24 protein-coding genes are annotated in these 22,711 nt (G+C 74.2%); 8 read left to right on the plus strand and 16 right to left on the minus strand.

Annotation, left to right across the window (positions count from 1 at the left end; genetic code table 11):
- Position 1 precedes the first annotated feature (1 nt).
- The 3 genes from FB558_RS05610 to FB558_RS05620 all read right to left on the minus strand — a co-directional run bounded on the left by FB558_RS05610 (position 2) and on the right by FB558_RS05620 (position 4,310).
- Complete coding sequence (locus FB558_RS05610) at positions 2-3,169, minus strand: ATP-binding protein (RefSeq protein ID WP_142048757.1); 3,168 nt, start codon at positions 3,167-3,169, stop codon at positions 2-4.
- Between the two features lie 95 nt (positions 3,170-3,264).
- The gene (locus FB558_RS05615) at positions 3,265-3,471 is read right to left on the minus strand and encodes a DUF397 domain-containing protein (RefSeq protein WP_142048759.1); all 207 of its coding nucleotides are present in this window, start codon (positions 3,469-3,471) and stop codon (positions 3,265-3,267) included.
- A 14-nt stretch (positions 3,472-3,485) separates the two neighbouring features.
- On the minus strand, positions 3,486-4,310 hold the full coding sequence (locus FB558_RS05620; RefSeq protein ID WP_142048761.1) for a helix-turn-helix domain-containing protein: 825 nt from the start codon (positions 4,308-4,310) through the stop codon (positions 3,486-3,488).
- A gap of 146 nt (positions 4,311-4,456) precedes the next feature.
- On the opposite strand from FB558_RS05620, the gene FB558_RS05625 reads away from it, so the two are divergent.
- Positions 4,457-4,672, plus strand: a complete 216-nt coding sequence (locus tag FB558_RS05625; RefSeq protein WP_142048763.1) for a hypothetical protein — start codon at positions 4,457-4,459, stop codon at positions 4,670-4,672.
- Here FB558_RS05625 and thyX read toward each other — a convergent pair.
- Positions 4,659-5,411 carry an FAD-dependent thymidylate synthase gene (gene thyX / locus FB558_RS05630; RefSeq protein WP_211366109.1) on the minus strand — a complete coding sequence of 251 codons (753 nt, stop codon included), beginning with the start codon at positions 5,409-5,411 and terminating at the stop codon, positions 4,659-4,661. The genes FB558_RS05625 and thyX overlap by 14 nt on opposite strands.
- 99 nt (positions 5,412-5,510) lie before the next feature.
- On the opposite strand from thyX, the gene FB558_RS05635 reads away from it, so the two are divergent.
- From FB558_RS05635 to FB558_RS05645, 3 genes are all read left to right on the plus strand, one after another.
- The gene (locus FB558_RS05635) at positions 5,511-6,023 is read left to right on the plus strand and encodes a toxin-antitoxin system HicB family antitoxin (RefSeq protein ID WP_142048767.1); all 513 of its coding nucleotides are present in this window, start codon (positions 5,511-5,513) and stop codon (positions 6,021-6,023) included.
- A gap of 5 nt (positions 6,024-6,028) precedes the next feature.
- Positions 6,029-6,991 carry a DUF4097 family beta strand repeat-containing protein gene (locus FB558_RS05640; RefSeq protein WP_142048769.1) on the plus strand — a complete coding sequence of 321 codons (963 nt, stop codon included), beginning with the start codon at positions 6,029-6,031 and terminating at the stop codon, positions 6,989-6,991.
- A 245-nt stretch (positions 6,992-7,236) separates the two neighbouring features.
- Entirely contained in the window at positions 7,237-8,112 is an 876-nt protein-coding gene (locus FB558_RS05645; RefSeq protein ID WP_142048771.1) for an oxidoreductase, read from the plus strand.
- A gap of 6 nt (positions 8,113-8,118) precedes the next feature.
- Here the strand turns inward: FB558_RS05645 and FB558_RS05650 are convergent, their stop codons facing one another.
- On the minus strand, positions 8,119-9,351 hold the full coding sequence (locus FB558_RS05650) for a winged helix-turn-helix domain-containing protein (protein WP_142048773.1): 1,233 nt from the start codon (positions 9,349-9,351) through the stop codon (positions 8,119-8,121).
- The gene (locus FB558_RS05655) at positions 9,348-10,313 is read right to left on the minus strand and encodes an EamA family transporter (protein ID WP_170231195.1); all 966 of its coding nucleotides are present in this window, start codon (positions 10,311-10,313) and stop codon (positions 9,348-9,350) included. Before FB558_RS05655 ends, FB558_RS05650 begins: the two co-directional genes overlap by 4 nt.
- A gap of 83 nt (positions 10,314-10,396) precedes the next feature.
- Between FB558_RS05655 and FB558_RS05660 the strand changes: the two genes are divergently transcribed.
- On the plus strand, positions 10,397-10,957 hold the full coding sequence (locus tag FB558_RS05660; RefSeq protein WP_142048777.1) for a GNAT family N-acetyltransferase: 561 nt from the start codon (positions 10,397-10,399) through the stop codon (positions 10,955-10,957).
- A 359-nt stretch (positions 10,958-11,316) separates the two neighbouring features.
- Here the strand turns inward: FB558_RS05660 and dapB are convergent, their stop codons facing one another.
- Genes dapB through FB558_RS05680 form a run of 4 tightly spaced genes read right to left on the minus strand, consistent with a single transcriptional unit; the run spans position 11,317 to position 14,312 of the window.
- On the minus strand, positions 11,317-12,072 hold the full coding sequence (gene dapB / locus FB558_RS05665) for a 4-hydroxy-tetrahydrodipicolinate reductase (protein ID WP_142053737.1): 756 nt from the start codon (positions 12,070-12,072) through the stop codon (positions 11,317-11,319).
- A 5-nt stretch (positions 12,073-12,077) separates the two neighbouring features.
- Entirely contained in the window at positions 12,078-12,557 is a 480-nt protein-coding gene (locus FB558_RS05670) for a DUF456 domain-containing protein (protein WP_211366112.1), read from the minus strand.
- Positions 12,558-12,616: 59 nt separating this feature from the next.
- The gene (locus tag FB558_RS05675; RefSeq protein ID WP_211366115.1) at positions 12,617-13,654 is read right to left on the minus strand and encodes an ABC transporter substrate-binding protein; all 1,038 of its coding nucleotides are present in this window, start codon (positions 13,652-13,654) and stop codon (positions 12,617-12,619) included.
- 58 nt (positions 13,655-13,712) lie between these two features.
- On the minus strand, positions 13,713-14,312 hold the full coding sequence (locus tag FB558_RS05680) for a CGNR zinc finger domain-containing protein (RefSeq protein WP_170231196.1): 600 nt from the start codon (positions 14,310-14,312) through the stop codon (positions 13,713-13,715).
- A gap of 76 nt (positions 14,313-14,388) precedes the next feature.
- Here FB558_RS05680 and FB558_RS05685 point away from each other — a divergent pair, with 76 nt between their 5' ends.
- On the plus strand, positions 14,389-15,003 hold the full coding sequence (locus FB558_RS05685; protein WP_142048781.1) for a GNAT family N-acetyltransferase: 615 nt from the start codon (positions 14,389-14,391) through the stop codon (positions 15,001-15,003).
- Between the two features lie 36 nt (positions 15,004-15,039).
- Here the strand turns inward: FB558_RS05685 and FB558_RS05690 are convergent, their stop codons facing one another.
- The 5 genes from FB558_RS05690 to FB558_RS05710 all read right to left on the minus strand — a co-directional run bounded on the left by FB558_RS05690 (position 15,040) and on the right by FB558_RS05710 (position 20,872).
- The gene (locus FB558_RS05690; protein WP_142048782.1) at positions 15,040-16,374 is read right to left on the minus strand and encodes a M16 family metallopeptidase; all 1,335 of its coding nucleotides are present in this window, start codon (positions 16,372-16,374) and stop codon (positions 15,040-15,042) included.
- Positions 16,371-18,632, minus strand: coding sequence for a polyribonucleotide nucleotidyltransferase (locus tag FB558_RS05695; protein ID WP_142048784.1), 2,262 nt, complete (start codon positions 18,630-18,632; stop codon positions 16,371-16,373). The genes FB558_RS05690 and FB558_RS05695 overlap by 4 nt, the downstream gene beginning before the upstream one ends.
- A 194-nt stretch (positions 18,633-18,826) precedes the next feature.
- Positions 18,827-19,096, minus strand: a complete 270-nt coding sequence (gene rpsO / locus FB558_RS05700; RefSeq protein ID WP_142048786.1) for a 30S ribosomal protein S15 — start codon at positions 19,094-19,096, stop codon at positions 18,827-18,829.
- Positions 19,097-19,258: 162 nt separating this feature from the next.
- Complete coding sequence (locus tag FB558_RS05705; RefSeq protein WP_142048788.1) at positions 19,259-19,768, minus strand: helix-turn-helix domain-containing protein; 510 nt, start codon at positions 19,766-19,768, stop codon at positions 19,259-19,261.
- 177 nt (positions 19,769-19,945) lie between these two features.
- A complete protein-coding gene (locus FB558_RS05710) occupies positions 19,946-20,872 on the minus strand; it encodes a bifunctional riboflavin kinase/FAD synthetase (protein ID WP_142048790.1) in 927 nt (308 codons plus the stop codon).
- A 115-nt stretch (positions 20,873-20,987) separates the two neighbouring features.
- Between FB558_RS05710 and FB558_RS44325 the strand changes: the two genes are divergently transcribed.
- Both FB558_RS44325 and FB558_RS05715 read left to right on the plus strand, forming a co-directional pair.
- Positions 20,988-21,137 carry an NAD(P)-binding domain-containing protein gene (locus FB558_RS44325; protein WP_246106264.1) on the plus strand — a complete coding sequence of 50 codons (150 nt, stop codon included), beginning with the start codon at positions 20,988-20,990 and terminating at the stop codon, positions 21,135-21,137.
- On the plus strand, positions 21,134-21,814 hold the full coding sequence (locus FB558_RS05715; protein WP_246106265.1) for an NAD(P)-dependent oxidoreductase: 681 nt from the start codon (positions 21,134-21,136) through the stop codon (positions 21,812-21,814). Before FB558_RS44325 ends, FB558_RS05715 begins: the two co-directional genes overlap by 4 nt.
- An 8-nt stretch (positions 21,815-21,822) precedes the next feature.
- Here the strand turns inward: FB558_RS05715 and truB are convergent, their stop codons facing one another.
- Complete coding sequence (truB, locus tag FB558_RS05720) at positions 21,823-22,698, minus strand: tRNA pseudouridine(55) synthase TruB (protein WP_211366118.1); 876 nt, start codon at positions 22,696-22,698, stop codon at positions 21,823-21,825.
- Positions 22,699-22,711 lie beyond the last annotated feature (13 nt).

Consider the following 22,711-nt stretch of genomic DNA (forward strand, 5'->3'; position numbering starts at 1 on the left):
CTCACGCCAGCGCGCGCACGACGCCGCGGGCCTCGTCGAGCAGGTCGGGCCCGCGGCGTTCGCCGTACTCGTCGAGGATCTTCCCGAGCAGGCCCGGCGCCGCGCGCTCCGCGACGTCGACGGCACGGTCCCAGCTCATCGTGGGCACCGAACGGTTGTAGGCGAACCGCTCGGCGAGCGCGAGGAGCCGCACCGCGACCGGCACCGCGCCCTCCGCACTCCGGCACGCCGGCACCCGCAGCGACCACATGCCGACGCCGTAGAGCGCCAGCCCCACGATCGGGTGGTCGAGGAACTGGTCCGGCTCGAGGAGGGCGGCCGCCTTGCCGCGCACCACCGCGTCCAGGTCGGCACCGTCGGGATCGGCGGCGTCGCCCCCGCCGTGCAGCGCGTGCGCGGTGAGCGCGACGGCCTCGATGTACACCGTCCACGGCTCGTACCCGTTCACCGACGGGAAGCCGGGGAACCGCAGCTCCCGCGCACTGGTGACGGCCGCGCGGTAGAACGCCAGCCCCTCGGACGTCCGCCCCCGGGCCAGGGCCAGCTCCGCGCGGCCGACCAGCCGGACCACCTCGCTGCCGACGCCCATCCCGCGCTCGCCCACCCCGTCCACGGTCGTGAAGATCCGCTCGGCCTCCTCGAGCCTGCCCTCGACGAGCGCGTGCACCGCCGTGACGGACAGGAGCTGGGCGCGGTCGTCGTCGACGCCCAGCCGCTCGAGCACCGGGATGGCCCGCCGGGCGTGCCCGGCGGCCTCGCCGTGCCGCCCCAGTGCGGCGTGCAGCTGCGCCAGCTGGGTGTGCAGCATCGCCCGGGTCCAGGGCCCGTCCTCGTCCGGGACCATGGCCAGGGCGCGGGTGGTCAGCGCGATCGCCGCCTCGACGTCCCCCGCGTTCTCCCGGGCGTGGCTGCGCCACATCAGGGCCTTGACCGCCGTGCGCGGGTCACGGCCGTCGGACAGGGCCTCGAGCCGCGCGTCGATCCCGCCGGGGTCCGCCGGGTCCACGGCGAGCGTGACCGCGACGCTCGCGGCGACCTCCGACGGGCCGGGCCCGGGGCCGAGCCTGCGCAGCAGCGCCCACAGCTCGCCCACGTCGAACCCGAGCTCGTCGACGATCACCGTGTTGTTCAGCGCGCCCGCCAGCGCCATCCGGGTGTGCCCGGCCAGCTCCGCGGGCGGCGTCCACCCGTGCAGGGCGACCTGGACGGCGTCGACCAGGCCGACCACTCGCGAATGATCACCGCTGATGGACCAGAAGCCGGTCAGCGCCGCGTACAGCACCACCACGGCGGCGGGGTCGGGCTCCGCGAGGGCCTGGCGGAGCGCGTCGGCGAGGTTGGTCTCCTCCTCGAGCAGGAGGTCCGTGCACCGCACCTGGTCCGCACCGTGCAGACCGGACCGCGCCGCGTCCGCGTACGCGGTTGCCCACCGCCGGTGCGCGGCCAGCGCCTCGGCGTCCTCGCCGGCCTCCATGAGCTGCCTGCGCCCGAACTCGCGCACCGTCTCCAGCATCCGGAACCGCACGCCCGCCCCGGACTCGCGCACCGCGAGCAGCGACTGGTCGACCAGCGCGGGCACCGCGTCGGCCGCCTCCGGCCCGAGCACCGCCTCCGCGGCGGCGAGGGTGAACCCGTCGTGGAAGACCGAGAGCCGCCGCCAGGCCCGGCGTTCGCGGTCGGTGAGCAGGTTGTGCGACCAGTCGATGACGGCCAGCAACGTCTGGTGCCGGTCCGGGGCGCCGCGGACCCCACCGCGCAGCAGCGCGAACCGGTCCTGCAGGCGGCGCGCGACGTCCGCCACCGACATCACGCGCACCTTCACGGCGGCCAGCTCGATCGCCAGGGGCACGCCGTCCAGCCGCGCGACGACGTCGGCGACGGCGTGCTCGTCGAGGGCCACGCCCGGCCGCGCCGCCCGCGCGCGCATGCGGAACAGCTCGGCGGCGTCCGGCGTCCCGAGCGGGGCGAGCGGGTAGACGTGCTCGGCCGCGATGGCGAGCGGGGCCCGGCTGGTGGTCAGCACGTGCAGGTCGCGCGTGGCGGCCACGAGGAAGGCCACCAGGTCGGCCACGGCCTCGACGACGTGCTCGCAGTTGTCCAGGATCAGCAGCGCGGGGGCCTGGCCGAGGTGGCGGGCGATGCGGGAACGGACGTCGGCGCGCTGCGCCGGGGTGAGGCTGCGGCGGCTGCTGACCGAATCACGCACCCCGAGCACCGACCCGACCTCGCTGACCACGTCGTCACCGGTGGTGACACCCACCAGCTCGACGAACTGCACCACCGGCTGGACGGCCTCCCGGCCCAGCACGTGTGCGAGGCGGGTCTTGCCCAGCCCGCCTGCCCCGACGATCGAGGTGACCCGGCCGCCGCGCAGCAGCCCCCGCAGCGCGGCGAGGTCGGCGTCCCGGCCCAGCAGCGAGGTGGTGTCGAAGAGCAAGCCGTCGCGCACCGGCCGGTCGAGGGCGAGCAGTTCGGCGTGCACGCGGCGCAGCGGCTCCCCCGGCTCGACGCCGAGCCGGTCGACCAGGTTCCGGCGGTAGGACTCGTAGCGGGCCAGCCCCGCACCCGGCCCCCGGACCGCCGCCTCGCTGCGCAGCAGCGCGGCCAGCAGCTCCTCGTCGCCGGGGTGGCGGGCCACGGCCGTCTCCAGCAACGGCAGGGCCGCGGGGTGCGCGCCGGAGCGGTGCAGCGCGACGCCGAGCAGCGTCCGGGCCTGCGCCGCGTGGTCCGCGGCGCACACCAGCACCTCGTCGAGGGGGCCGTCGGCGGCGCGCGGCGCCACCCCGCCCGCCAGCTCCAGCGCCGCCTGCGCGTGGTCCCGCGCCGCGACGGCGTCGCCGCCGACGAGCGCGGCCCGGGCCCGCGCGACCAGCCCGGCGAGCCGCAGGACGTCGACGTCGTCGTCGGGCAGACCGAGCCGGTAGCCGCGCGCGGTGCGCACGACGACCTCCGGGGCGCACGCCGCACGGGTGCGCGAGACCACGACCTGCAACGCCTTCGCCGGGTTCGCCGGCGGGACGTCCCCCCACAGCTCCCCGGCGAGGCGCTCGTCGCCCGCGCCCTCACGCCCGTGGCGCACCAGCACGGCCAGCAACGTCTGCGCCCGCTCGCCCGCGACGGGTGCGCCGCGCCAGCGGACACCGTCGAGGAAGGTCAACGCGGGACGCACGCGGCCAGCCTAAGCCGCCCCGCACACCCGGCCCCCGGCGACGAACGGCACTCTCGTCGGTACCTGGCCGACGAACGTGCCGTTCGTCATGCGGATCAAGTGGAGTCGAACTCTCCTGCCCGCACGCCGGACAGGAACTCCGCCCAGTGGGCGGCAGGGTAGCGGTGCGGCGTCAGCGTGCGGTCCTTCGTGTCGCGCACGGCGACGGCATCGGGCAGGAAGGCCACCTCGACGCAGCCGTCACCGTTACCGCCGCTGAAGCTGCTCGTGAACCAGCGGAGCTCGTCGTCGCCCACTGCCATCGCCTCCAGAGGGCTCACGACCCGGCGAGCCGGTGGACGAGCGCGACGGACTCGGCCGGGTCGAGCGCTTCCGCCAGCCCGCGCTCGAACGTCAGCCTCGCCCGTGCGACTTCGCCGTCCTTGTCGAGGCTCAGCGCACCCAGGCCGTGCTCGACGTAGACCATGTCCGGCTCTCCGAGGTCACCGAAGTTGAGGATCGTGAACCCGGACGGCAGAGCCGCGTGGGCGCCGACGGTCGCAGGCAGTACGTGCAGGGTCACCGTCTCCAGCGCCGCCAGCTCGATGATCCGCCCGAGCTGGGCCCGCAACACTGCCGGTCCGCCGACCGGGCGCCGCAGCGCCGCCTCGTCGACCACCGCAACCAACTCGAGCGGGTCCTCGGCCGACGACAGCCGATGCTGGCGGTACATCCGCGCCGCGACCTCGTTCTCCAGCTCGTCGGCTGTGCGCCGCACCGGCACCGCGCGCATCAATGCCCGGGCGTAGTCGGCAGTCTGCATGAGGCCAGGAACGTAGGCGACCATGAATTCCTGGACTCGGCGCGCCTCGGTCTCGTAGCCGATGTACCAGGTGTGCTTGCCCAACCCGTAGGCCCGCCACCAACCGGGCTGCCGTGCCTCGCGGGCCAGCTCGACCAGCTCGGTCCAGCGGTCGCCGCCCACGTCGTAGACGTCGAGCATGCTCTTCACCCAGTGCACGTCGATGATGACCTGCGCGTTCTCGATGCGGCTCAGCTTGCTCACCGAGAAGTCCAGCTTCGGCGCGGCCTGCTCGAGCGTGAGCCCCGCTTCCTCGCGCATCGCCCGCAGCTGCCGGGCGAGCACGCGTCGGCGGATCATCGATCCCTCGTGCTGCACCACGTGACCCCCCGTCCGGCCCCGGTCACGGATCGTGGCACACGGGAACGCGGGTGTGGGATTCCCGCACCGGTCGTTCCCGCCGCACCGATCCCGATCCCGCGGACCCCCGCGCGAGCCTGCGTCGCATGACGACCACCCGCGCCGAGCGCAACGGCCGGCTGCTGTTCGAGGCCGCCGAGATCATCACCGGCTGGCCGCTCGTGCGCGGCCGCCTGCTGGCCGCCCACGTGCCCGACGCCCGTGGCCGCTGCCGGGCCTGCACGAGCCAGACCCGCGACGCGCCGCGCTGGCCGTGCGCGCTCGCCGTGCTGGCGGGCGCGGTGCGGCCTACCCCTCCGTGACGAACGGGCTGGAGGCGATCTCGGTGCCGTCCTCGAGCGCGGCGATCTCGAAGTCGCCGAACACCGTGGGCACCTCGCGCTGCAGCTGGCGCAGGCACTCGACGGCGAGGGCGCGGATCTCCACGTCGGCGTGCTCGGTGGCACGCATGGCGATGAAGTGCCGCCACGCCCGGTAGTTGCCGGTGACGACGACGCGGGTCTCGGTGGCGTTGGGCAGGATCGCCCGCGCCGCCTGCCGGGCCTGCTTGCGGCGCAGGGTGGCGTCGGGGACGTCGGCGAACCGCTTCTGCAGGCCCTCGAGCAGCGCCTCGTAGGCCTGCACCGAGGCGGCGGCGGCCTCCGTGAACAGGGCGTGCAGCTCCTCGTCGGCGGCGATGACGTCGGGCTCGACCATCGCGGCGTCCCGCTCGGGTACGTAGCGCTGCGAGAGCTGGCTGTAGGAGAAGTGGCGGTGGCGGATGAGCTCGTGGGTGAGCGAGCGCGACACCCCGGTGAGGTAGAAGCTCACGGTGCCGTGCTCGAGCACCGAGAGGTGCCCGACCTCCAGGATGTGGCGCAGGTAGCCGGCGTTGGTGGCCGTGGCCGGGTTCGGCTTCGACCACGACTGGTAGCAGGCCCGGCCCGCGAACTCGGCCAGCGCCGCACCGCCGTCGGCGTCGGTGCTCCACGGGACGCCTTCCGGGGCGACGAACTCGGTCTTGGCGACCAGCTGGACGCCCAGCGGCACGGACTGCGGCATGGCGGCAGCGTAACGAGGCACCATGGCAGCACCGGCGTGACGCCGATTGACGCCATCTGGTTCCTTGACTGATGTCAGCCCTGACGCCATAGTGACGTCATGGACCTGAACCAGTACGTGCGGCAGCTGCGGGAGGACCTCGCGTCCGCCGCCGCCGCAGGTGACGAGCAGACCCAGCGCACCGCCGCGCTGCTCGGCGCCGCGATCGAGCCCGCCGCCCGACTGGCGATCATGAACGCGCTATCGGACCTCGCGGCCGAGGTCACCGCCACGCTCGGCGACCGCGTCGTCGAGGTGCGCCTCGACGGCCGCGACGTGCGTGTCGCCGTGAGCCGCGACGAGGGCTCCGAGCCGGGGCCGGACCCCGAGCCGCCCTTCGGCGGGTTCGGCGGCGCCGACACCGGTGACATCAGCCGCATCACGCTGCGGCTCGTCGAGCAGATCAAGAGCCAGGCCGAGCAGGCCGCCGCGGCGCAGGGGGTGTCGCTGAACTCCTGGGTGGCCCAGGCGGTGCAGGGCGCGCTCGCCGGGGGGCACCGCCGGCACGGGCGGCGCGGCGACGGCACGGGTGACCGCGAGGGCAAGCGCCTGCGCGGCTGGGTGGAGGGCTGAACGACATGGACGACTTCGGGATCGACTTCACCAAGGACTCCGCCGACGAGCCCGGGCCGGGTCTGGTGCGCCGTCAGGAATGGCGCGCGGACGGGCCGGCCGAGCTGGAGCTGAACACGGACGTCGGGCGCATCCGGGTGCACCTGGAGGACCAGCCCGACGGGGCGGGCGAGGTGCGCGTGGAGGTGCGCCACGACCCGTCCGCGGGCAACAGCTGGAGCCAGGGCCTGTCGGGCATCATCTCCTGGCTCGGCAACGCCACCGCAGGCAGCGCGCCCGGTGGGAGCACCGAGGAGCTGGCCGCCGAGGCCGTGTCCGCGGCGGAGATCAGCTGGTCGGAGAGCGGGCGGCGGCTCGTGGTGCGCTCGTCGCAGGACCTGCCCCTGCGGGTGGTGCCGCTCGCGATCACCGTGTGGGCCCCCACCCGTTCCCGGCTCGCGGCCCGGATCGGCGCGGGCGAGGTGCGCGTCGCCGGCCGGGCCGGCTGGGCGGGCGTCCGCACCGGCTCGGGCGGCGCCACCCTGGACGCCGTGGACGGCGACGCGGACGTCACGACCGGCTCCGGTGCCATCGACCTCGGACCGGTGAGCGGCCGGGCGCGGCTGCGCACCGGCTCCGGTGACATCCGGGTGGCCGCCACGGGCGGACACACCGAGGTCAAGACCGGCAGCGGCGACGTCACCCTCGGCGCGGTGCACGGCGACGTCGAGCTGCGCACCGGCTCCGGCGACGTCACGATCACCGACGCGCGCAGCGGGGCCCTGCAGGTCACGACCGGCTCCGGGGCCCTGCGGGTCGGCGTGCACCCCGGCGTCGCGGCGGAGCTGGACCTGGTGTCGGGCTCGGGACGCGCCCGCAGTGAGCTCGACGTCGCCTCGGTGGCGCCGGCCACGCCCGCGGCGGTGCAGGTCCGCGGCCGCACGGGCAGCGGCGACGTACTGGTCTCCCGGGCCGCCGTGCCGGCCTGACCGGCGGCCCGGGCGCTCGCACACCGACTGCGTCGCTCCCGCACCGACTGCAGTCGGTGCGGGAGAGCGGAAGTCGGTGCGTGAGCGCGCGGGAGCGGCGTGCCTGCCCGATCGACGGTCACGGGGGAGGCGCGGGCCGAGTGGGGAACGGCCCGCGCGGACCGGATCGGTGCGGGGCGAGGGGCGGGCGGGGCGGAACGCGTCGCCCCGCCCGCCCGGAGCTGTCTGATCAGAGGAGACGTGACATGACCGGGTGGACCGCGGCAGACGTCCCTGCCCAGCACGGACGCACCGTGCTCATCACCGGCGCCACCAGCGGGCTCGGCGCGGAAGCGACGCGCGTGCTCGCCGGGGCCGGCGCGAGGGTGGTGATGGCGTGCCGCGACCCCGACGCCGGGCGCGCCGTCGCGGAGCGGATCGGCGGGCTCACCGAGGTGCGCCGGCTCGACCTGGCCGACCTGTCGTCGGTGCGGGCGTTCGCCGAGGCCCTCGACGGCCACGTCGACGTCCTCATCAACAATGCCGGCGTCCTCGCGGTGCCGAAGGGCACCACGGCCGACGGGTTCGAGCGGCACATCGGCACGAACCACCTCGGCCCGTTCGCCCTGACCGGCCTGCTGGTCGACCAGGTGCGCGACCGCGTCGTCACCGTGTCGAGCGGCCTGCACGTGCTCGGCCGGATCCGTGCCGACCTGAACTGGGAGCGCCGCCCCTACCAGCGGTGGCTGGCCTACGGGCAGTCCAAGCTGGCCAACCTGCTGTTCGCCTACGAGCTCCAGCGGCGGCTGGCCGCGGCGGGACGGCGCACCGTCTCGGTGGCGGCGCACCCCGGTGTCACCGCCACCGAGGGGCAGCGCCGGGACAGGTCGTTGCAGGGCCGGATCGTGGCCGGCGGGCGCGCGCAGAGCCCGCAGATGGGCGTGCTGCCACTGCTGTACGCGGCGGTCGCGCCCGGTGTACGCGGCGGTGACTACGTCGGCCCCGACGGACCGCGCCACCGCAACGGCTACCCCACGCTCGTCCGGTCGAGCCGCGCCGCACGCGACCCCGCGCTCGCCGCCCGGCTGTGGGAGCGCTCCGAGCACCTCACCGGGGTGCGCTACGCGATCGGGCCCGGCTGAGCCCGCTCAGCGCAACGCGGCGGCCAGCGGGCCCGCGAGGTCGCCGCGCTCGCCTGCCACCACCCCGTCGAGACCGAGCCAGCCGGCCATCACCCGCAGCTCCGCGGCGAGCTCGGCGGTGACGCGCGGCCGGTCGGCGTGCGGCTCGGCGAAGGCGCCCGGCACGCGCAGGACACCCGCCTTGCGGTCGGCCTTGAGGTCGACCCGGCCCACCAGCTCGCCGTCGAGCAGGAACGGGAAGACGTAGTAGCCGTACCGGCGCTTCGGTTCCGGCACGTATATCTCGATGCGGTAGTGGAACCCGAACATCCGCTCGGTGCGTTCGCGTTCCCAGACCAGCGGGTCGAACGGGCACAGCAGTGCCCGCCCGGTGATGCGGCGGGGCACGCGGGTGCCGGGCAACCGGTACGCCGGGCGTTCCCACCCGCGCACCCGGACCTGCTCCAGCTCGCCCGACCCGACCAGCTCCGCCACCGCCGCCTGGCTGCGCGCCGGGGCGAGGCGGTAGTAGTCGCGCAGCTCGGGCTCGGTGGCCACGCCCAGCGCGGACGCCGAGCGCAGCACGAGCGCCCGGGCGGCCTCCTCCGGCGACGGCTGCGGCACGGCGAGCACTGCGGGCGGGAGCACGCGCTCGGGCAGGTCGTAGAGGCGTTCGAAGTGGCGCCGGGTGCCCGTGGTGAGCGCGCCGATGCCGAACAGGTACTCGCAGATGCGCTTGACCTCCGACCGCTCCCACCACGACGCCCCGGCGGGCCGTGGCCGGGTGGGGGCCTGCAGCGCCGCCTCGAGGGCGCCCGCACCGACCGGCCCCAGCTCCTTGACGGCGGCGAGCACGTCGTCGACCAGGCCCGGGTGCCGATCGACCAGCGGCTGGTAGCCGCGCCACCAGCGGTCGCGGGTGGCACCGGCCCGGATCAGCGGCCACTCCTGCACCGGCAGCAGGCTCGCCTCGTGCGCCCATGCCTCGACGAGCAGGCGGGGCCTGCGCGCGGAATGCGACCACGCGGCATCGTCGACGAGGGCCGGGTCGTAGGGACCGAGCCGGCTGAACAGCGGCATGTAGTGGGCGCGGACGGCGACGTTCACCGAGTCGAGCTGCAGCAGCCGGACGCGGCCGAGCGCGCGCAGCAGGTGGCGGCGCGTGACCGGGCCGGACGGCGGCGGGTCGGCGAAGCCCTGGGCGGCCAGCGCGGCCCGGCGGGCGACGGCGGGACCGATCGTCTCGACGGTGGATGTCACGTCGGCGATGCTGCCAGCTGCCCCCGACGTTTCCGCCGGCCCGTGCGCGGCCGCTCCGCCGCGACCACCAGCACCACCGCGAGCAGCACCACCGCGCCGCCGAGCAGCTGCAGCCCGCTGAACCGCTCCGCCGCCACGAGGGCGCCGAGGAGCACCGCGATCACGGGGTTGACGTAGGCGTAGGTCGCGACCGTGGAGACCGGCAGCGCCGCCAGCGCGTAGGCGTAGGCGCTGAACGCGAGCAGCGACACCACCACGGCCATGTACGCCCATGCCCACCATGCGCTCGGGGAGACGGCCGTGAGGTCCGGGCGGTCGCCTGCGACGATGCTGCCCACCATCAGCACGAGGCCACCCACCAGCATCTGCACCGCGGCCAGCGCGAACGGGTTGCGCGGGGTCGGCAGGCGCGTCGTCGCGAACGTCCCCGACGCCCAGCCGACCGCGGCCAGCACCACCAGCCACGGCCCCCACCACGCGTTGCCGACGACTCCGCCGGAACCCCCGGACGACCCGGCGAGCAGCAGCACCGCGAGACCCACCACACCGACCCCGGTGCCGGCGACGGTGGCGGCCCGCGGCCGGTCCCCGGTCAGCGCGCGCAGCACGACGATCCACAGCGGCACCGAGGCGATCAGCAGTGCGGCCACCCCTGACGCGACGTGCTGCTGCGCGACCGTGACGAGCCCGTTCCCCCACGCGGGCAGCAGCAACCCGGCGAGCGCCGTGGTCGCGAACTGCCGCCGGTCCATCCGGAAGGCCCGCCACCCGCCGACGGCCAGCACCACGAACGTGAGCAGGGAGCCCCCGACCAGGAAGCGGGCGCCGCTGGCGAAGAGCGGCGGCACGTCGGCGATGATGAAGCGGTTGGCCAGGTAGGTCGAGCCCCACAGCACGTAGACCACCCCGAGCGCGGCCCAGGCGAGGGCGGGCGGGCGGCGGGGACCGGCGGGAACGGGCACGCCCACCACGTTGCCACGGCGGGCGGACGCCCGTGCGGGGGGCGAGCGACCGACCGGGCGCCCGCGTGGTCTTGGATGGCGGCATGGCCACCGCCCTCGTCCGCCCCGCCGCCCCCGAGGACGTCGCAGAGATCGTCCGCATCCAGTCCGACACCTGGTCCACGGCCTACGAGGGCCTGATCCCGCCGGCGGCGCTCGAACAGCTGCGCGCGCCGGAGGCGCATGCGGCGTGGGCCGCCGCCGTCACCGCCGGTGAGGGCCACCACGTGCTGGTGGCCACCGAGGGCGAGTGGACGGTGGGTTTCTGCGCCGCCGCCCCGGCCGTCGCACCCGAGGGCGCGGTGGCACCGTCGGGCCCGACGCTCGGGCCGGAGGCGTGGGCCGAGATCAGCATCCTGCTCGTCGAGCCGCGCTGGGGCCGGCGCGGGCACGGCGGCCGCCTGCTCGCCACGGCGGCCGCGGCGCTGCGCGAGGACGGCGCCCGCTACGGGCTCGCCTGGGTGCCGGAGAGCGACACCGCCTCCCGCGGGTTCTACGAGCGGGCCGGCTGGTCCGCCGACGGCACGGTCCGCGTGCTCGACACGGGCGAGGGCACGGTGCGCGAGGTCCGTGTCACCGGCGGCCTCGACCTGGAACTCACCTGACCCGTGTCACACCGAGGCGACGGCACCGTGGGCTCGTCGACCACGGTCGCGGCACTTGATCGGTCCGACCCGTACCTGAGCGCTGTCGCCAGAGCCCTCACGCACGCCTCGCGGCGATCACCCGCCGGAGATCATTCCGAGCCGCGCACCAGCAAGCCCGACAGCACCCTCAGGTACGACCCGCAACGATCCTGCCCGTGATCGTTGCGATTCGCACACCAGCGCTGCAGCCGGAACCCTGACGTACGGCTCGTGGCGATCATCAGCCTCTGATCATTCCGAGCCGCGCGCCAGCAACCCCGACGCGACCGCTGCGTACGACTCGGAACGATCACCAGCCCTTGCCTACGAGCGGCCCGCTACAGGCCCAGCAGGGGTTCCAGGCCGACGGTGAGGCCGGGGCGCTCGCCCACCGCCCGTACCGCCATGATCACGCCGGGCATGAAGGACGCCCGGTCGAACGAGTCGTGCCGGATCGTCAGCGTCTCCCCCGTGGTCCCGAGGACGACCTCCTGGTGCGCCACCAGTCCGGGCAGCCGCACCGAGTGCACCCGCACGCCCTCGACCTGCGCGCCGCGGGCGCCCGGGAGCTCCGCGGTGGTGGCGTCGGGCAGCGGGCCGGCACCGGCCTCGGCCCGGGCGGCGGCGATGAGCCCCGCGGTGTGCACGGCCGTGCCCGAGGGCGCGTCCGCCTTGCCGGCGTGGTGCAGCTCGATCACCTCGACGGACTCGAAGAACCGGGCGGCGGTGCGGGCGAACTGCATCATGAGCACGGCGCCGACCCCGAAGTTGGGCGCGACGAGCACGTTGCCCGGCCGCGCCTCGAGCCGCGCGCGCACGTCGTCGAGCCGGGCCTCGTCGAAACCGCTCGTGCCGACGACCACGGCGATATCGTGGTCCAGGCAGAACTGCAGGTTGTCGAGCACGGCGCCGGGATGGGTGAAGTCGACGGCCACCTGGGCGCCTGCGTCGGTCAGCGCCGTCAAGGGGTCGCCGTCGTCGACGCGCGCGACGAGCGCCAGCCCGTCGGCCTCCTCGACGGCCGCGCAGACCTGCGTGCCCATCCTCCCGCGCGCGCCCAGCACGCCCACCCTGATCTCGCTCACGGCGGGCAGCGTAGTCACGCGAAGACGAGCGCTCCGACCCAGACCGCCGCCGCGATCAGGCCGGTGGCCATCTCGATGACGAGGCTCCAGCCCACGGCCGCGAGCGCCTGCTTCGTGGACGGCCACGCGCTCTCCCGCCGGCCGAGCCGGGCCAGCTCCCCGAGGTACACCCCGAGCACGAACCCGAGGAACAGCCCGACCACCGGGATCACGAAGAAGCCGACGACGCCCAGCACGGCGCCCAGCGCGAGCGTCCGGCCCGGCACCCCGGAGTCGCGCAGCCGCCGGCCGGGCAGGAGGTACTTCGCCACCGATCCGAGCACCACGATCGCGACGACGATCCCGAGCACCGTCCACGCCACGACGTCGCCCCGCGGGACGGCCCAGACCGCGACCCCCGCCACCACGAGGACCAGCCCCGGCAGCACCGGCACCACGATCCCCACGATCCCGACGGCGACGAGCACCGCGGCCAGCACCACAGCGAACTCCACGCCGCGATGATGTCACCAGCCGGTGGACCCGCTCGCGCCACCGCCGAGGCGACGTGGGTCTAGGGCTGCGCCGGGACCGTGGACGGGTCGCCCGCCACGGCGTTCTCCAGCAGCGGCACCAGGTGTTCCAGCACGTACGGCAGGCTGAGCGGCGTGGCGAAGTAGATCGCGCCCGCGAGCACGCCGTCGGTGAACACGAGGTTGCCCTCCCGCACCGGCGTCAGCCCCCGGTAGATCGGCTCCGCCTCCATCTGCGCACGGGCCTGGTCGTCTTCCGTGGCCCAGACCAGCACCTCGCCCGCGTTCAGCACACCGAGTTGCTCCATCGGGATGTAGGCCTGCGCGCTCCCGTCCTCGGGAGCGAACGCGGCCAGTTCCGCGGGCACGACGAAGCCGAGGTCGGTGAGGAACGCCGTGCTCAGCCCGTCCTGGTAGGCGATCGCCCGCCCCTCGTAGAACGGGGCCTGCAGGAAGATCGCCGGGACCCCGGCGAACTCGGGGTGCGCGGCCGCGGCCGCGTCGAAGTCCGCCTTGATCCCGTCCACGAGCTCGCGCGCCTGCTGCTCGCGGCCCATCGCCCGCCCGACCTGCAGCGTCAGCTCGTCCCACGGGGCGAACACGGCGAGCTCCCCGGCCGGCTGCGCCACCGTCGGCGCGATCGCGGAGAGCGTCTCGTAGTCGGCCTGGTCGAGACCGGCGTTGACGGCGACGATCAGGTCCGGCTCCAGGGCGGCGATGCGCTCGAACTGCGGGCCGTCGATGTTCTCGAGCACCTCGGGCGTGGCCCCGCCGAGCTCGTCCTGCGCCCACGGCCACGTGGCGTGCGGCTGGTCGCCGTACCACTCGGTGACGCCCACGGGCGTCGCGCCGAGAGCGAGCACGATGTCCTGCTCGGTGTAGCCGGCCGTGACGATGCGCTGCGGCGGCGCCGGCACCGTGGTGCTGCCGAACGCGTGGTCGACGGTCACGGGGAACGCAGCCGCCGCGGGCGCCGGCCCGGGTGGCGGCGGATCGGCCGGAGCGGAGGGCGCGGCACAGGCGCCCATCAGGGTGGCCGCGCTGAGCAGCACGGCGAGAACGATGTGGGATCGACGCACCGGCTGAGGATAGCCTCACCTTCACTCCTACCGGCTGGTAGATCCGGCGGGGTTCGACTCAGGAGAGGGGGCCGTCGATCGCGGCGCGATCCCGGCTCCTGCGGCGGTAGTTCCGTGCCTTGTTGATGGACCCGCAGGCCCCCATCGAGCACCAGCGGCCGGTGCGGCTGCGAGAGGTGTCGTAGAACAACCAGGCGCAGCTCGGGTCGGCGCAGGCCTTGAGGCGGGGCCAGGCGCCGGTGAGCACGGCCTCGTGCACGGCGCCGGTGAGCCGAGCGACGACCGCGGCGAACCCGGAGTCGTGCGGGGTCGACACCGCTGCCGGCCGGCCGTGGTCGTCGGTACCGATCTCGACGACCTGGGGACCCGCGGCACTGACCCGGTTGAACGCGGCGAGGACGTTCGGCGCAGGCGGGCCGCCCCCGGCCCCGTTGCTCGCGGCCAGCTCCCGGACCGCGTCCCGGAGCTCGTGCAGGGCGGCGAGCTCGGCGGCGGTGATGCGCCGGTAGGGCGCGAGCAGGCCATGCGCGACCAGCCAGCCCGCCGCCTGACCGGGATCGGCGAGCTCGTCGTGGCCGTTGTAGCGGTCGTCGGTGTTGGCGAAACGCTGGACCAGCGCCAGCCGACCGGGCGCGGGGTGCGCTGGATCGATCGTCATCGTCGCCCCCTGCGGCCTCGTCGGTAGTGGATCGACCGTCACCATCATAAGCCATTAGATGGTAACGTGAGCTGCCATGGCGAACAGCAGCGAGATCGTCGGCGCGCCGCTCACCGAACACACGTGGGCCGACTTCGAGCAGGTCATGGGGCCCGACGGCGGCGCTCGCGGCTGCTGGTGCATGCACTGGCGCATGACCTACCAGCAGTGGGAACGCGGACGTGGCGCGGGCAACCGAGCGACGATGCGTGAGCGCGCCGAGTCGGACCCACCACCGGGAGTGGTCTGCTACCTCGACAGCGAGCCGGTGGGGTGGGTCGCGATCGGCGAGCGCTCCGAGTATCCGCGGATGCAGCGCTCACCGGTGACCAAGGCGATCGACCATGCACCCGTCTGGGTGATCAGCTGCGTGTACGTGCGTCGTGACCACCGCGGCGCCGGGCTGCACGCGCCGCTCATCGATGCGGCCTGCCGCTTCGCCGCCGACCAGGGCCAGGAGATCGTCGAAGCCGTCCCCGTGGAACCGGCCGGGGGCAAGCGCGCCGGAGCCGACACGGCCATGACCGGGATGGCATCCGCCTACCTCGCGGCGGGATTCCGCGAGGTCGCCCGCCGCAAGTCCGATCGGCCGGTGATGCGCCGCACCCTTCGACCGGTCGAGCGGCCGGTCCTCGTCACCGACCGCCGGTGAGTACGACGACGCCCGCGCTTCGCCCTGCCGACGAGGTCAGGCCAGCGAGCGCAGCGAGCCCGGCAGGTCGGCCTCGTCGTCGTACGGACCCACCACCGCAGCCGTGAGCGGCGCGGCCAGCAGCTCGTGGGCGAGCTCCGCCACCTGCTCGGGGGTGACCGCGGCGATCCGGTCCAGGCTCTCGGTGATCGTGCGCTGGCGGCCGTGGTCCAGCTCCGAGCGCCCGATGCGGTTCATCCGCGACGGCGTGTCCTCCAGCCCGAGGACCAGCCCACCGCGCAGGTTGCCCTGGGCCCGGGTGACCTCGGCGGGGGTGAGCCCGTCGACCGCGACCTCCGCGAGCACGGCCCGCACGACGGTGACGACCTCGTCGAGCCGCTCGGGCGCGCAGCCCGCGTACACCGAGAAGCTGCCCGCGTCGGCGTAGGTGGACAGGGCCGAGTACACCGAGTACGCCAGCCCGCGCTGCTCACGGACCTGCTGGAACAGCCGGGAGCTCGGCCCGCCGCCCAGCGCCGTGTTGAGCACGGTGAGCACGCTGCGGCGCGGGTCGTGCCGGGACAGGCCGGGCACGCCGAGCAGCAGGTGCGCCTGCTCGGTGTCGTCGGGTCGCAGCACCAGGCGCGGCCCGGACGCGAGCGCCGCCGGGGCCGGCCGGCGCGGCGGGACCGGACCGACGTCGCCCGCGCGGGCGGCCGCCCCGCTCAACGCGGCGCCCACCAGCTCGACGACCTCGTGGTGCACCAGGTTGCCCGCGGCCGCGACGACCATCCGCGGGGTGGTGTACCGCCCGCGCCAGAACTCGTGCAGCGTGTGGCGGGTCATCGACCGGATCGACTCCTCGGAGCCGATCACGGGCAGGCCCAGCGGGTGGCCCGCGAACAGGGCCTCGTCGAACAGCTCGCCGAGCAGGTCCTCGGGGTCGTCGTCGCGCATCGCGATCTCCTCGAGCACCACCCCGCGCTCCACCTCGACGTCCGGCGGCGCCAGGGTGGCGTCGGTGACGACGTCGGCGAGCACGTCCACCGCGAGCGGCAGGTCGGTGTCGAGCACCTGCGCGTAGTAGCAGGTGTGCTCCTTCGCGGTGAACGCGTTGAGATCGCCGCCCACGGCGTCGAACTCCTCGGCGATCGCCACGGCCGTGCGCCGCTGCGTGCCCTTGAACAGCAGGTGCTCGAGGTAGTGGGCGGCGCCGGCCTGGGTCGGCGACTCGTCCCGCGAGCCGATGCCGATCCAGATCCCCAGCGACACCGAGCGCACGCCCGGCACCGTCTCGGTGACGACCCGGAGCCCACCGGGCAGCTCGGTGCGTGAGACGCCGCCGGGGGCGGAGGCCGAAGCCCCCGCCCCCGGCGTCAGAACACCTGTCAAGAGGGCGAGACCGCCTCGGCGTCGGCGTCGGCCTCGGTGTCGGCCTCGGTGTCGACGGCGGCCGGAGCGGCACCGTTCTCCGAGTCCTCGCCCACCGGAACCAGGCTGATCTTGCCGCGGTTGTCGATGTCGGTGACCTCGACGCGGATCTTGTCGCCGACCTTGACGACGTCCTCCACCTTGGCGATGCGCTTGCCCTGCCCGAGCTTCGAGATGTGGACGAGGCCGTCCTTGCCCGGGACCAGCGAGACGAACGCGCCGAAGGCCGCGGTCTTGACGACCGTGCCCAGGAACCGCTCCCCGATCTTCGGCAGCTGCGGGTTGGCGATCGCGTTGATCATCCCGATGGCCTGCTCGGCCGAGGGGCCGTCGGCCGCACCGACGTAGATCGTGCCGTCGTCCTCGATGGAGATGTCGGCACCGGTCTGCTCGGTGATCGAGTTGATCATCTTGCCCTTCGGGCCGATGACCTCGCCGATCTTGTCGACCGGCACCTTGATCGCCGTGACGCGCGGCGCGAACTGGCTCATCTCGTCGGGCCGGTCGATCGCCTCGCCGATGACCTCGAGGATCGTCAGCCGGGCGTCCTTGGCCTGCGACAGGGCCGCGGCCAGCACCTCGGACGGGATGCCGTCGAGCTTGGTGTCCAGCTGCAGCGCCGTGACGAACTCGGACGTGCCGGCGACCTTGAAGTCCATGTCGCCGAAGGCGTCCTCGGCACCGAGGATGTCGGTGAGCGCGACGTAGCGGGTCTGGCCCTCCACCTCGTCGGACACCAGGCCCATCGCGATGCCCGCGACCGGCGCCTTCAGCGGCACACCGGCGTTGAACAGCGACATCGTGGACGCGCAGACCGAGCCCATCGACGTGGAGCCGTTGGAACCCAGGGCCTCCGACACCTGCCGGATGGCGTAGGGGAACTCCTCGCGCGTGGGCAGCACGGGCAGCAGGGCCCGCTCGGCCAGCGCGCCGTGGCCGATCTCGCGGCGCTTCGGCGAGCCCACCCGGCCGGTCTCACCGGTCGAGTACGGCGGGAAGTTGTAGTGGTGCAGGTAGCGCTTGTGCGTCTCCGGGCCGAGCGAGTCGATCTGCTGCTCCATGCGCAGCATGTTCAGCGTGGTGACGCCCATGATCTGGGTCTCGCCGCGCTCGAACAGCGCCGAGCCGTGCGCCCGCGGGACGACCTCGACCTCGGCCGACAGCGGCCGGATGTCGGTGATGCCGCGGCCGTCGATGCGGACCTGGTCGCGCAGGATGCGCTGGCGCACGAGCTTCTTGTTCAGCGCCCGGAACGCGGCGCCGAGCTCCTTCTCGCGGCCCTCGAACTTCTCGCCGAGCGCGGTGAGCACGGCGAGCTTGACCTCGTCGAGCTTCGCCTCGCGCTCCTGCTTCGGGCCGATGGTCAGTGCGGCGGCGAGGTCCTTGCTGCCCTCCGCCTCCACGGCCTCGAAGACGTCGGGCTGGTAGGCCGGGAACGTCGGGTACTCCCGCGTCGGCTTGGCGGCGACGTCGGCCAGCTGCTGCTGCGCCACGCACAGGCTGCGGATGAACGGCTTCGCCGCCTCCAGCCCGGCCGCCACGACCTGCTCGGTGGGCGCCTGCGCGCCACCGGCGACGAGCTCGACGGTCTCGGTGGTGGCCTCGGCCTCCACCATCATGATCGCGACGTCGTCACCGACGACCCGGCCCGCGACGACCATGTCGAACACGGCGCGCTGCAGGTCCTCGTGCTGCGGGAACGCGATCCACTGGCCGTCGATCAGCGCGACGCGGACGCCGCCGATCGGGCCGGAGAACGGCAGACCCGACAGCTGGGTGGACATCGACGCGGCGTTGATGGCCAGCGCGTCGTAGGGGTCCTGCGGGTCCAGGCTCATCACGGTGACGACGATCTGGATCTCGTTGCGGAGGCCGTCGACGAACGACGGGCGCAGCGGCCGGTCGATCAGGCGGCAGGTGAGGACCGCGTCGGTGCCCGGGCGGCCCTCCCGGCGGAAGAACGAGCCGGGGATCTTGCCGATCGCGTACATCCGCTCCTCGACGTCCACCGTGAGCGGGAAGAAGTCGAAGTGCTCCTTGGGCTGCTTGGATGCCGTGGTGGCGGACAGCAGCATGGTCTCGTCGTCGAGGTAGGCGACGACGGAGCCGGCGGCCTGGCGCGCGAGGCGCCCGGTCTCGAACCGGATCGTGCGGGTGCCGAAGCTCCCGTTGTCGATGACGGCACTGGTCTCGTGCACGTCGTCCATCGGGTCGGTCATGTGGTCCTTCTCTGTGCGTGTGTGACTCCACGCCGCAGCGGCGGATCCTCGGCCGAGCCGGTCTTCGATCGAAGCCCTCGGGTTCCCACCCGGGAGCCACTACCGAGGACCGGCGGATCGTCTACCGGCGAGGCGTGGTGTCGTTCCAGTTGTGGCACCGGCCCGGATCCGTCGAGGATCCGGGCCGGCGTGTGTCAGCGGCGGAGGCCGAGGCGCTCGATCAGGGACCGGTAGCGCGCGACGTCGACCGACGCGAGGTACTTCAGCAGCCTGCGGCGGCGGCCGACCAGCAGCAGCAGCCCGCGACGGGAGTGATGGTCGTGCTTGTGCATCTTGAGGTGCTCGGTGAGACCGGTGATGCGCTTGGTCAGCAGCGCCACCTGCGCCTCGGGCGAACCGGTGTCGCCCTCGTGGACCCCGTACTCGTCCAGGACGCTCTTCTTGGTTGCGGCGTCGAGTGCCACGTGCTCCTCTTTCCATCTGCTGTGCCGTGAAGCCCGCTCCCCGCGACGGGGGCGGAAGACGGTCACGGCCGCCACGGACTGCAGCCGGACCCGGTACACCACGTTACCAGCCACGATGTGCAGCGTTGATTCGCCTCCGCCGCGCTCCGGCGTGCTCGGGGCTCACGCACCCGGCCGGCTGGCCGCCTGGCGCAGGACCTCGGCCAGCTCCGGGAACGAGGGTCCGAGCGCGGCCGCGGCGGCCGCGAGCCGGGCCGGGTCGGTGACCCCGCGCAGCGCCGCGGCCGCCGTGCCGTCCGCCGCGGCGCGACGGGCCCGCCGCGCCGCCGTGCGCGGGCCGTTCCACTGCCAGCGGGCCCGGGAGATCTCCCCGAGCAGCGTCTCGACCGCCCGCGGGTCGGGGGTGCGCGGCAGGCCGTGGCAGCGGTGGTCGAGCATCAGCATCCGCGCCAGCACCGCGGGATCGCCGATCTTCACCCGGCGCGCGCTCACGAGCTGGCTGAGCATCGCCGGGCTGATCCCCAGCGTGCGGGCCAGGCGCGCCTGCGAGATGCCCAGCGCCCCGGTGAGGCGGCGGACCCGGTCGCCCAGCGGAGCGCCGTACAGCTCGCGCTGCCGCTCCCGGTTCTCGATCAGCCAGGCACTCGTCGCCTCGCCGTCCGCGTCCGCCATGAGGAGGATGCTCGCAAGCAGGCGGCCCTCTCCGTGGGCGAACGGGGAAACAAGTGCCTCCCGGCGGAAGTTCGTCGGGCCCCCACCGGACGAACGGCACTCTCGTCGGTACCTGGCCGACGAAAGTGCCGCCCGTCATGCGAATCCCGTTTCGGAGCCCCTGGGTCAGCGCTCCGGTCAGGGAGCGAGCAGCTCGCGGGTGCGGGCGACGTCGCGGTGCATCTGCGCGACGAGCGCGTCGACGTCGGCGAACCGCTCCTGGCCGCGCAGCCGGTGCTCGATGTCGAGGGCGACCTCGAAGCCGTAGAAGTCCTCGTCGACGTCGAGCACGTACGCCTCGACCGTGCGCTCCTTGCCGGAGAACGTCGGGTTGGTGCCCACGGAGATCGCGGCCGGCAGGCTGCGCTCCCCGAGCACGAACCGCCCGGCGTAGACGCCGTCGGCGGGCAGCGCGGAGTAGGGGCCGGTCGCCAGGTTGGCGGTCGGGAACCCCAGGTCGCGACCCCGGCGGTCGCCGTGCACCACCACGCCCTCGACGCGGTGCGGCCGGCCCAGCGCCGCCGCCGCGGCGGCCATGTCGCCGGCGTCGATGCAGGCGCGGATGTAGGTGGAGGAGAACGTGATCCCGTCGTCGGTGATCAGCTCCAGGCCCTCGACGCCGAACCCGAAGCGCTGCCCCAGCTCGGTGAGCAGCGCGACGTCCCCGGCCGCCTTGTGCCCGAAGGTGAAGTTGCGCCCGACCACGACGTCGGCGGCGTGCAGCCGCTCCACCAGCACCTCGTGCGCGAACTCGGCGGGCGCCGTGCGGGCGAGCTCCGGGGTGAAGGGGAGCACGAGGAAGGCGTCGACGCCGAGCCCGGAGACCAGGTCCGCGCGGCGCGGCAGGGTGGTCAGCCGCGCCGGGTGGCTGCCGGGGCGCACGACCTCGGCCGGGTGCGGGTCGAACGTCACGAGCACCGTCGGGAGTCCGCGCGCCCGCCCCCGCTGCACCGCGCGGCCGATCAGCTGTTGGTGCCCGAGGTGCACGCCGTCGAACACACCGACGGTGACGACGCTGCGGCCCCAACCGGTGGGAACCGCCTCCAGCCCACGCCAGCGCTGCACGGTCGCGAGCCTACGGAACGCCGATGACGCCACCGCGGGCGGTGCGCCCACCGCCTGGCACACCGACTCCAGCGCTCGCACACCGACTGCAGTCGGTGTGCGAGCGCGGCGATCGGTGTGCGAGACCCGGGGATGGTGCTGGCGAACCGGGTTCGCCCACACCACGGTGTGGAACCGCTCGGCCGGGAAGGCGGCCGAGCTGGTGGCGCAGGGGGCCGTGGAGGCAGCGACGGTGGCCGACGCGGTGCGGGCGAGCCGGGTGTGATCGTCTGCCTCTTCGACCACGCGTCGGTGCACGAGGTGCTCGACCCGGTCTTCGGCGATCTCGCAGGCCGCACCGTGATCAACGTGACGACGACGTCACCGGCAAAGTCCCGCGAGCTCGCCGCCTGGGCCGCCGCCGCCGGGATCGACTACCTGGACGGCGGGATCATGGCCGTGCCGGCCATGATCGGGCAGCCCGGCTCCTCGATCCTCTACAGCGGGTCCGCGGCGGCGTTCGAGCAGAACAAGCCGCTGCTCGACCTGTGGGGGGAGAGCAGGTACTACGGCGAGGACGCCGGTATGGCCTCCTTGTACGACCTCGCTCTGCTCGCCGGCATGTACGTCATGTTCGCCGGGTTCGTGCACGGCGCGGCGATGGTCGGGGCGGCCGGGGTTCCGGCCAGGGAGTTCGCTGCGGCGGCCGTACCCTGGTTGAGCGCGATGACCGGCGGGTTCGAGGGTTTCGCCACGGTCATCGACGGCGGGGACTACTCGGTGGACGGTCAACAGAGCCTGGAGTTCTCCGACCTCACCGACATGGTGACCGCCAGCGCCGACCAGGGCATCAGCACCGAGGTGATCGGCATGGTCCAGAACCTGATCCGGCGCCAGATCGACGCCGGGCACGGCAAGGAGGGCTTCGCGAGGATCATCGAGAGCATCAGGAGCCCCGCGTAGGCCGAGCGTCAGGTGGCCGCGGGGGCCAGGACCACCAGGGGGCGGGCCCGGTCGTCGCGGTCGGCCACCAGTGCGAGGGCGCGACCGTCGGGGGCGAAGACGCCGTACGTGCCGCCTGCGCCGGTGGCCGGCAGCGGGCGGCCGTGGGAGATGTCGGCCGCGAGCGCCGCGTCGAGGTCGCGGCGGGGGAAGGCCAGTGCGACCGCGTCGTCGAGCGGCACGACCGCGCGGGGATCGGCCTCCAGCTCCTCGAGGGTGCGGGCGCGCTCCAGGGTGAACGGGCCGACCCGGGTGCGGCGCAGCGCGGTGAGGTGCCCGCCGACGCCCAGCGCCGCGCCCAGGTCGCGGGCGAGCGCGCGCACGTAGGTGCCCGAGGAGCAGGTCACCGTCACGTCGAGGTCCGTGCCGCGGCGCTGCAGCAGCGTGAACTCCGAGACGGTGACGGGGCGCGCGGCGAGCACGACCTCCTCCCCCGCCCTGGCCAGCGCGTAGGCGCGCTTCCCGTCGACCTTGATGGCGCTCACCGTGCTCGGAACCTGTTCGATCGACCCCGTCAGGGCCGCGATGCCGGTCGCGATCGCGGCGTCGTCCACCCCGCTCGCGTCGGCGGTGGCCAGCACCTCGCCCTCGGCGTCGTCGGTGCTGGTGGCGGCGCCGAGGCGGATCGTGGCCGTGTAGGCCTTCGTGTCCAGCGCGAGGTGCCCGAGCAGCTTCGTGCCGCGGTCGACGCCGCACACGAGCACACCCGTGGCCATCGGGTCGAGCGTGCCGGCGTGGCCGACCTTGCGCGTGCGCAGGATCCGGCGCAGCCGCGCGACGACGTCGTGCGAGGTGAGACCGGCGGGCTTGTCGACCACGACGAGGCCGGGGGCGGGGGCGTCCACGCCGGTGATTCTC

The sequence above is a fragment of the Pseudonocardia kunmingensis genome, assembly GCF_006716445.1.
Taxonomy (GTDB): domain Bacteria; phylum Actinomycetota; class Actinomycetes; order Mycobacteriales; family Pseudonocardiaceae; genus Pseudonocardia; species Pseudonocardia kunmingensis.

Coding starts and splice junctions, on each gene's coding strand:
- FB558_RS05685 (WP_142048781.1), top strand. CDS start 14,389: ATGGCGAACAGCAGCGAGATCGTCGGCGCGCCGCTCACCGAACACACG.
- FB558_RS05635 (WP_142048767.1), top strand. CDS start 5,511: ATGGACCTGAACCAGTACGTGCGGCAGCTGCGGGAGGACCTCGCGTCC.
- FB558_RS05645 (WP_142048771.1), top strand. CDS start 7,237: ATGACCGGGTGGACCGCGGCAGACGTCCCTGCCCAGCACGGACGCACC.
- thyX (WP_211366109.1), bottom strand. CDS start 5,411: ATGCCGCAGTCCGTGCCGCTGGGCGTCCAGCTGGTCGCCAAGACCGAG.
- FB558_RS05640 (WP_142048769.1), top strand. CDS start 6,029: ATGGACGACTTCGGGATCGACTTCACCAAGGACTCCGCCGACGAGCCC.
- FB558_RS05615 (WP_142048759.1), bottom strand. CDS start 3,471: ATGGCAGTGGGCGACGACGAGCTCCGCTGGTTCACGAGCAGCTTCAGC.
- FB558_RS05695 (WP_142048784.1), bottom strand. CDS start 18,632: ATGACCGACCCGATGGACGACGTGCACGAGACCAGTGCCGTCATCGAC.
- FB558_RS05680 (WP_170231196.1), bottom strand. CDS start 14,312: ATGACGATCGATCCAGCGCACCCCGCGCCCGGTCGGCTGGCGCTGGTC.
- FB558_RS05620 (WP_142048761.1), bottom strand. CDS start 4,310: ATGATCCGCCGACGCGTGCTCGCCCGGCAGCTGCGGGCGATGCGCGAG.
- FB558_RS05660 (WP_142048777.1), top strand. CDS start 10,397: ATGGCCACCGCCCTCGTCCGCCCCGCCGCCCCCGAGGACGTCGCAGAG.
- FB558_RS05705 (WP_142048788.1), bottom strand. CDS start 19,768: ATGGCGGACGCGGACGGCGAGGCGACGAGTGCCTGGCTGATCGAGAAC.
- FB558_RS05625 (WP_142048763.1), top strand. CDS start 4,457: ATGACGACCACCCGCGCCGAGCGCAACGGCCGGCTGCTGTTCGAGGCC.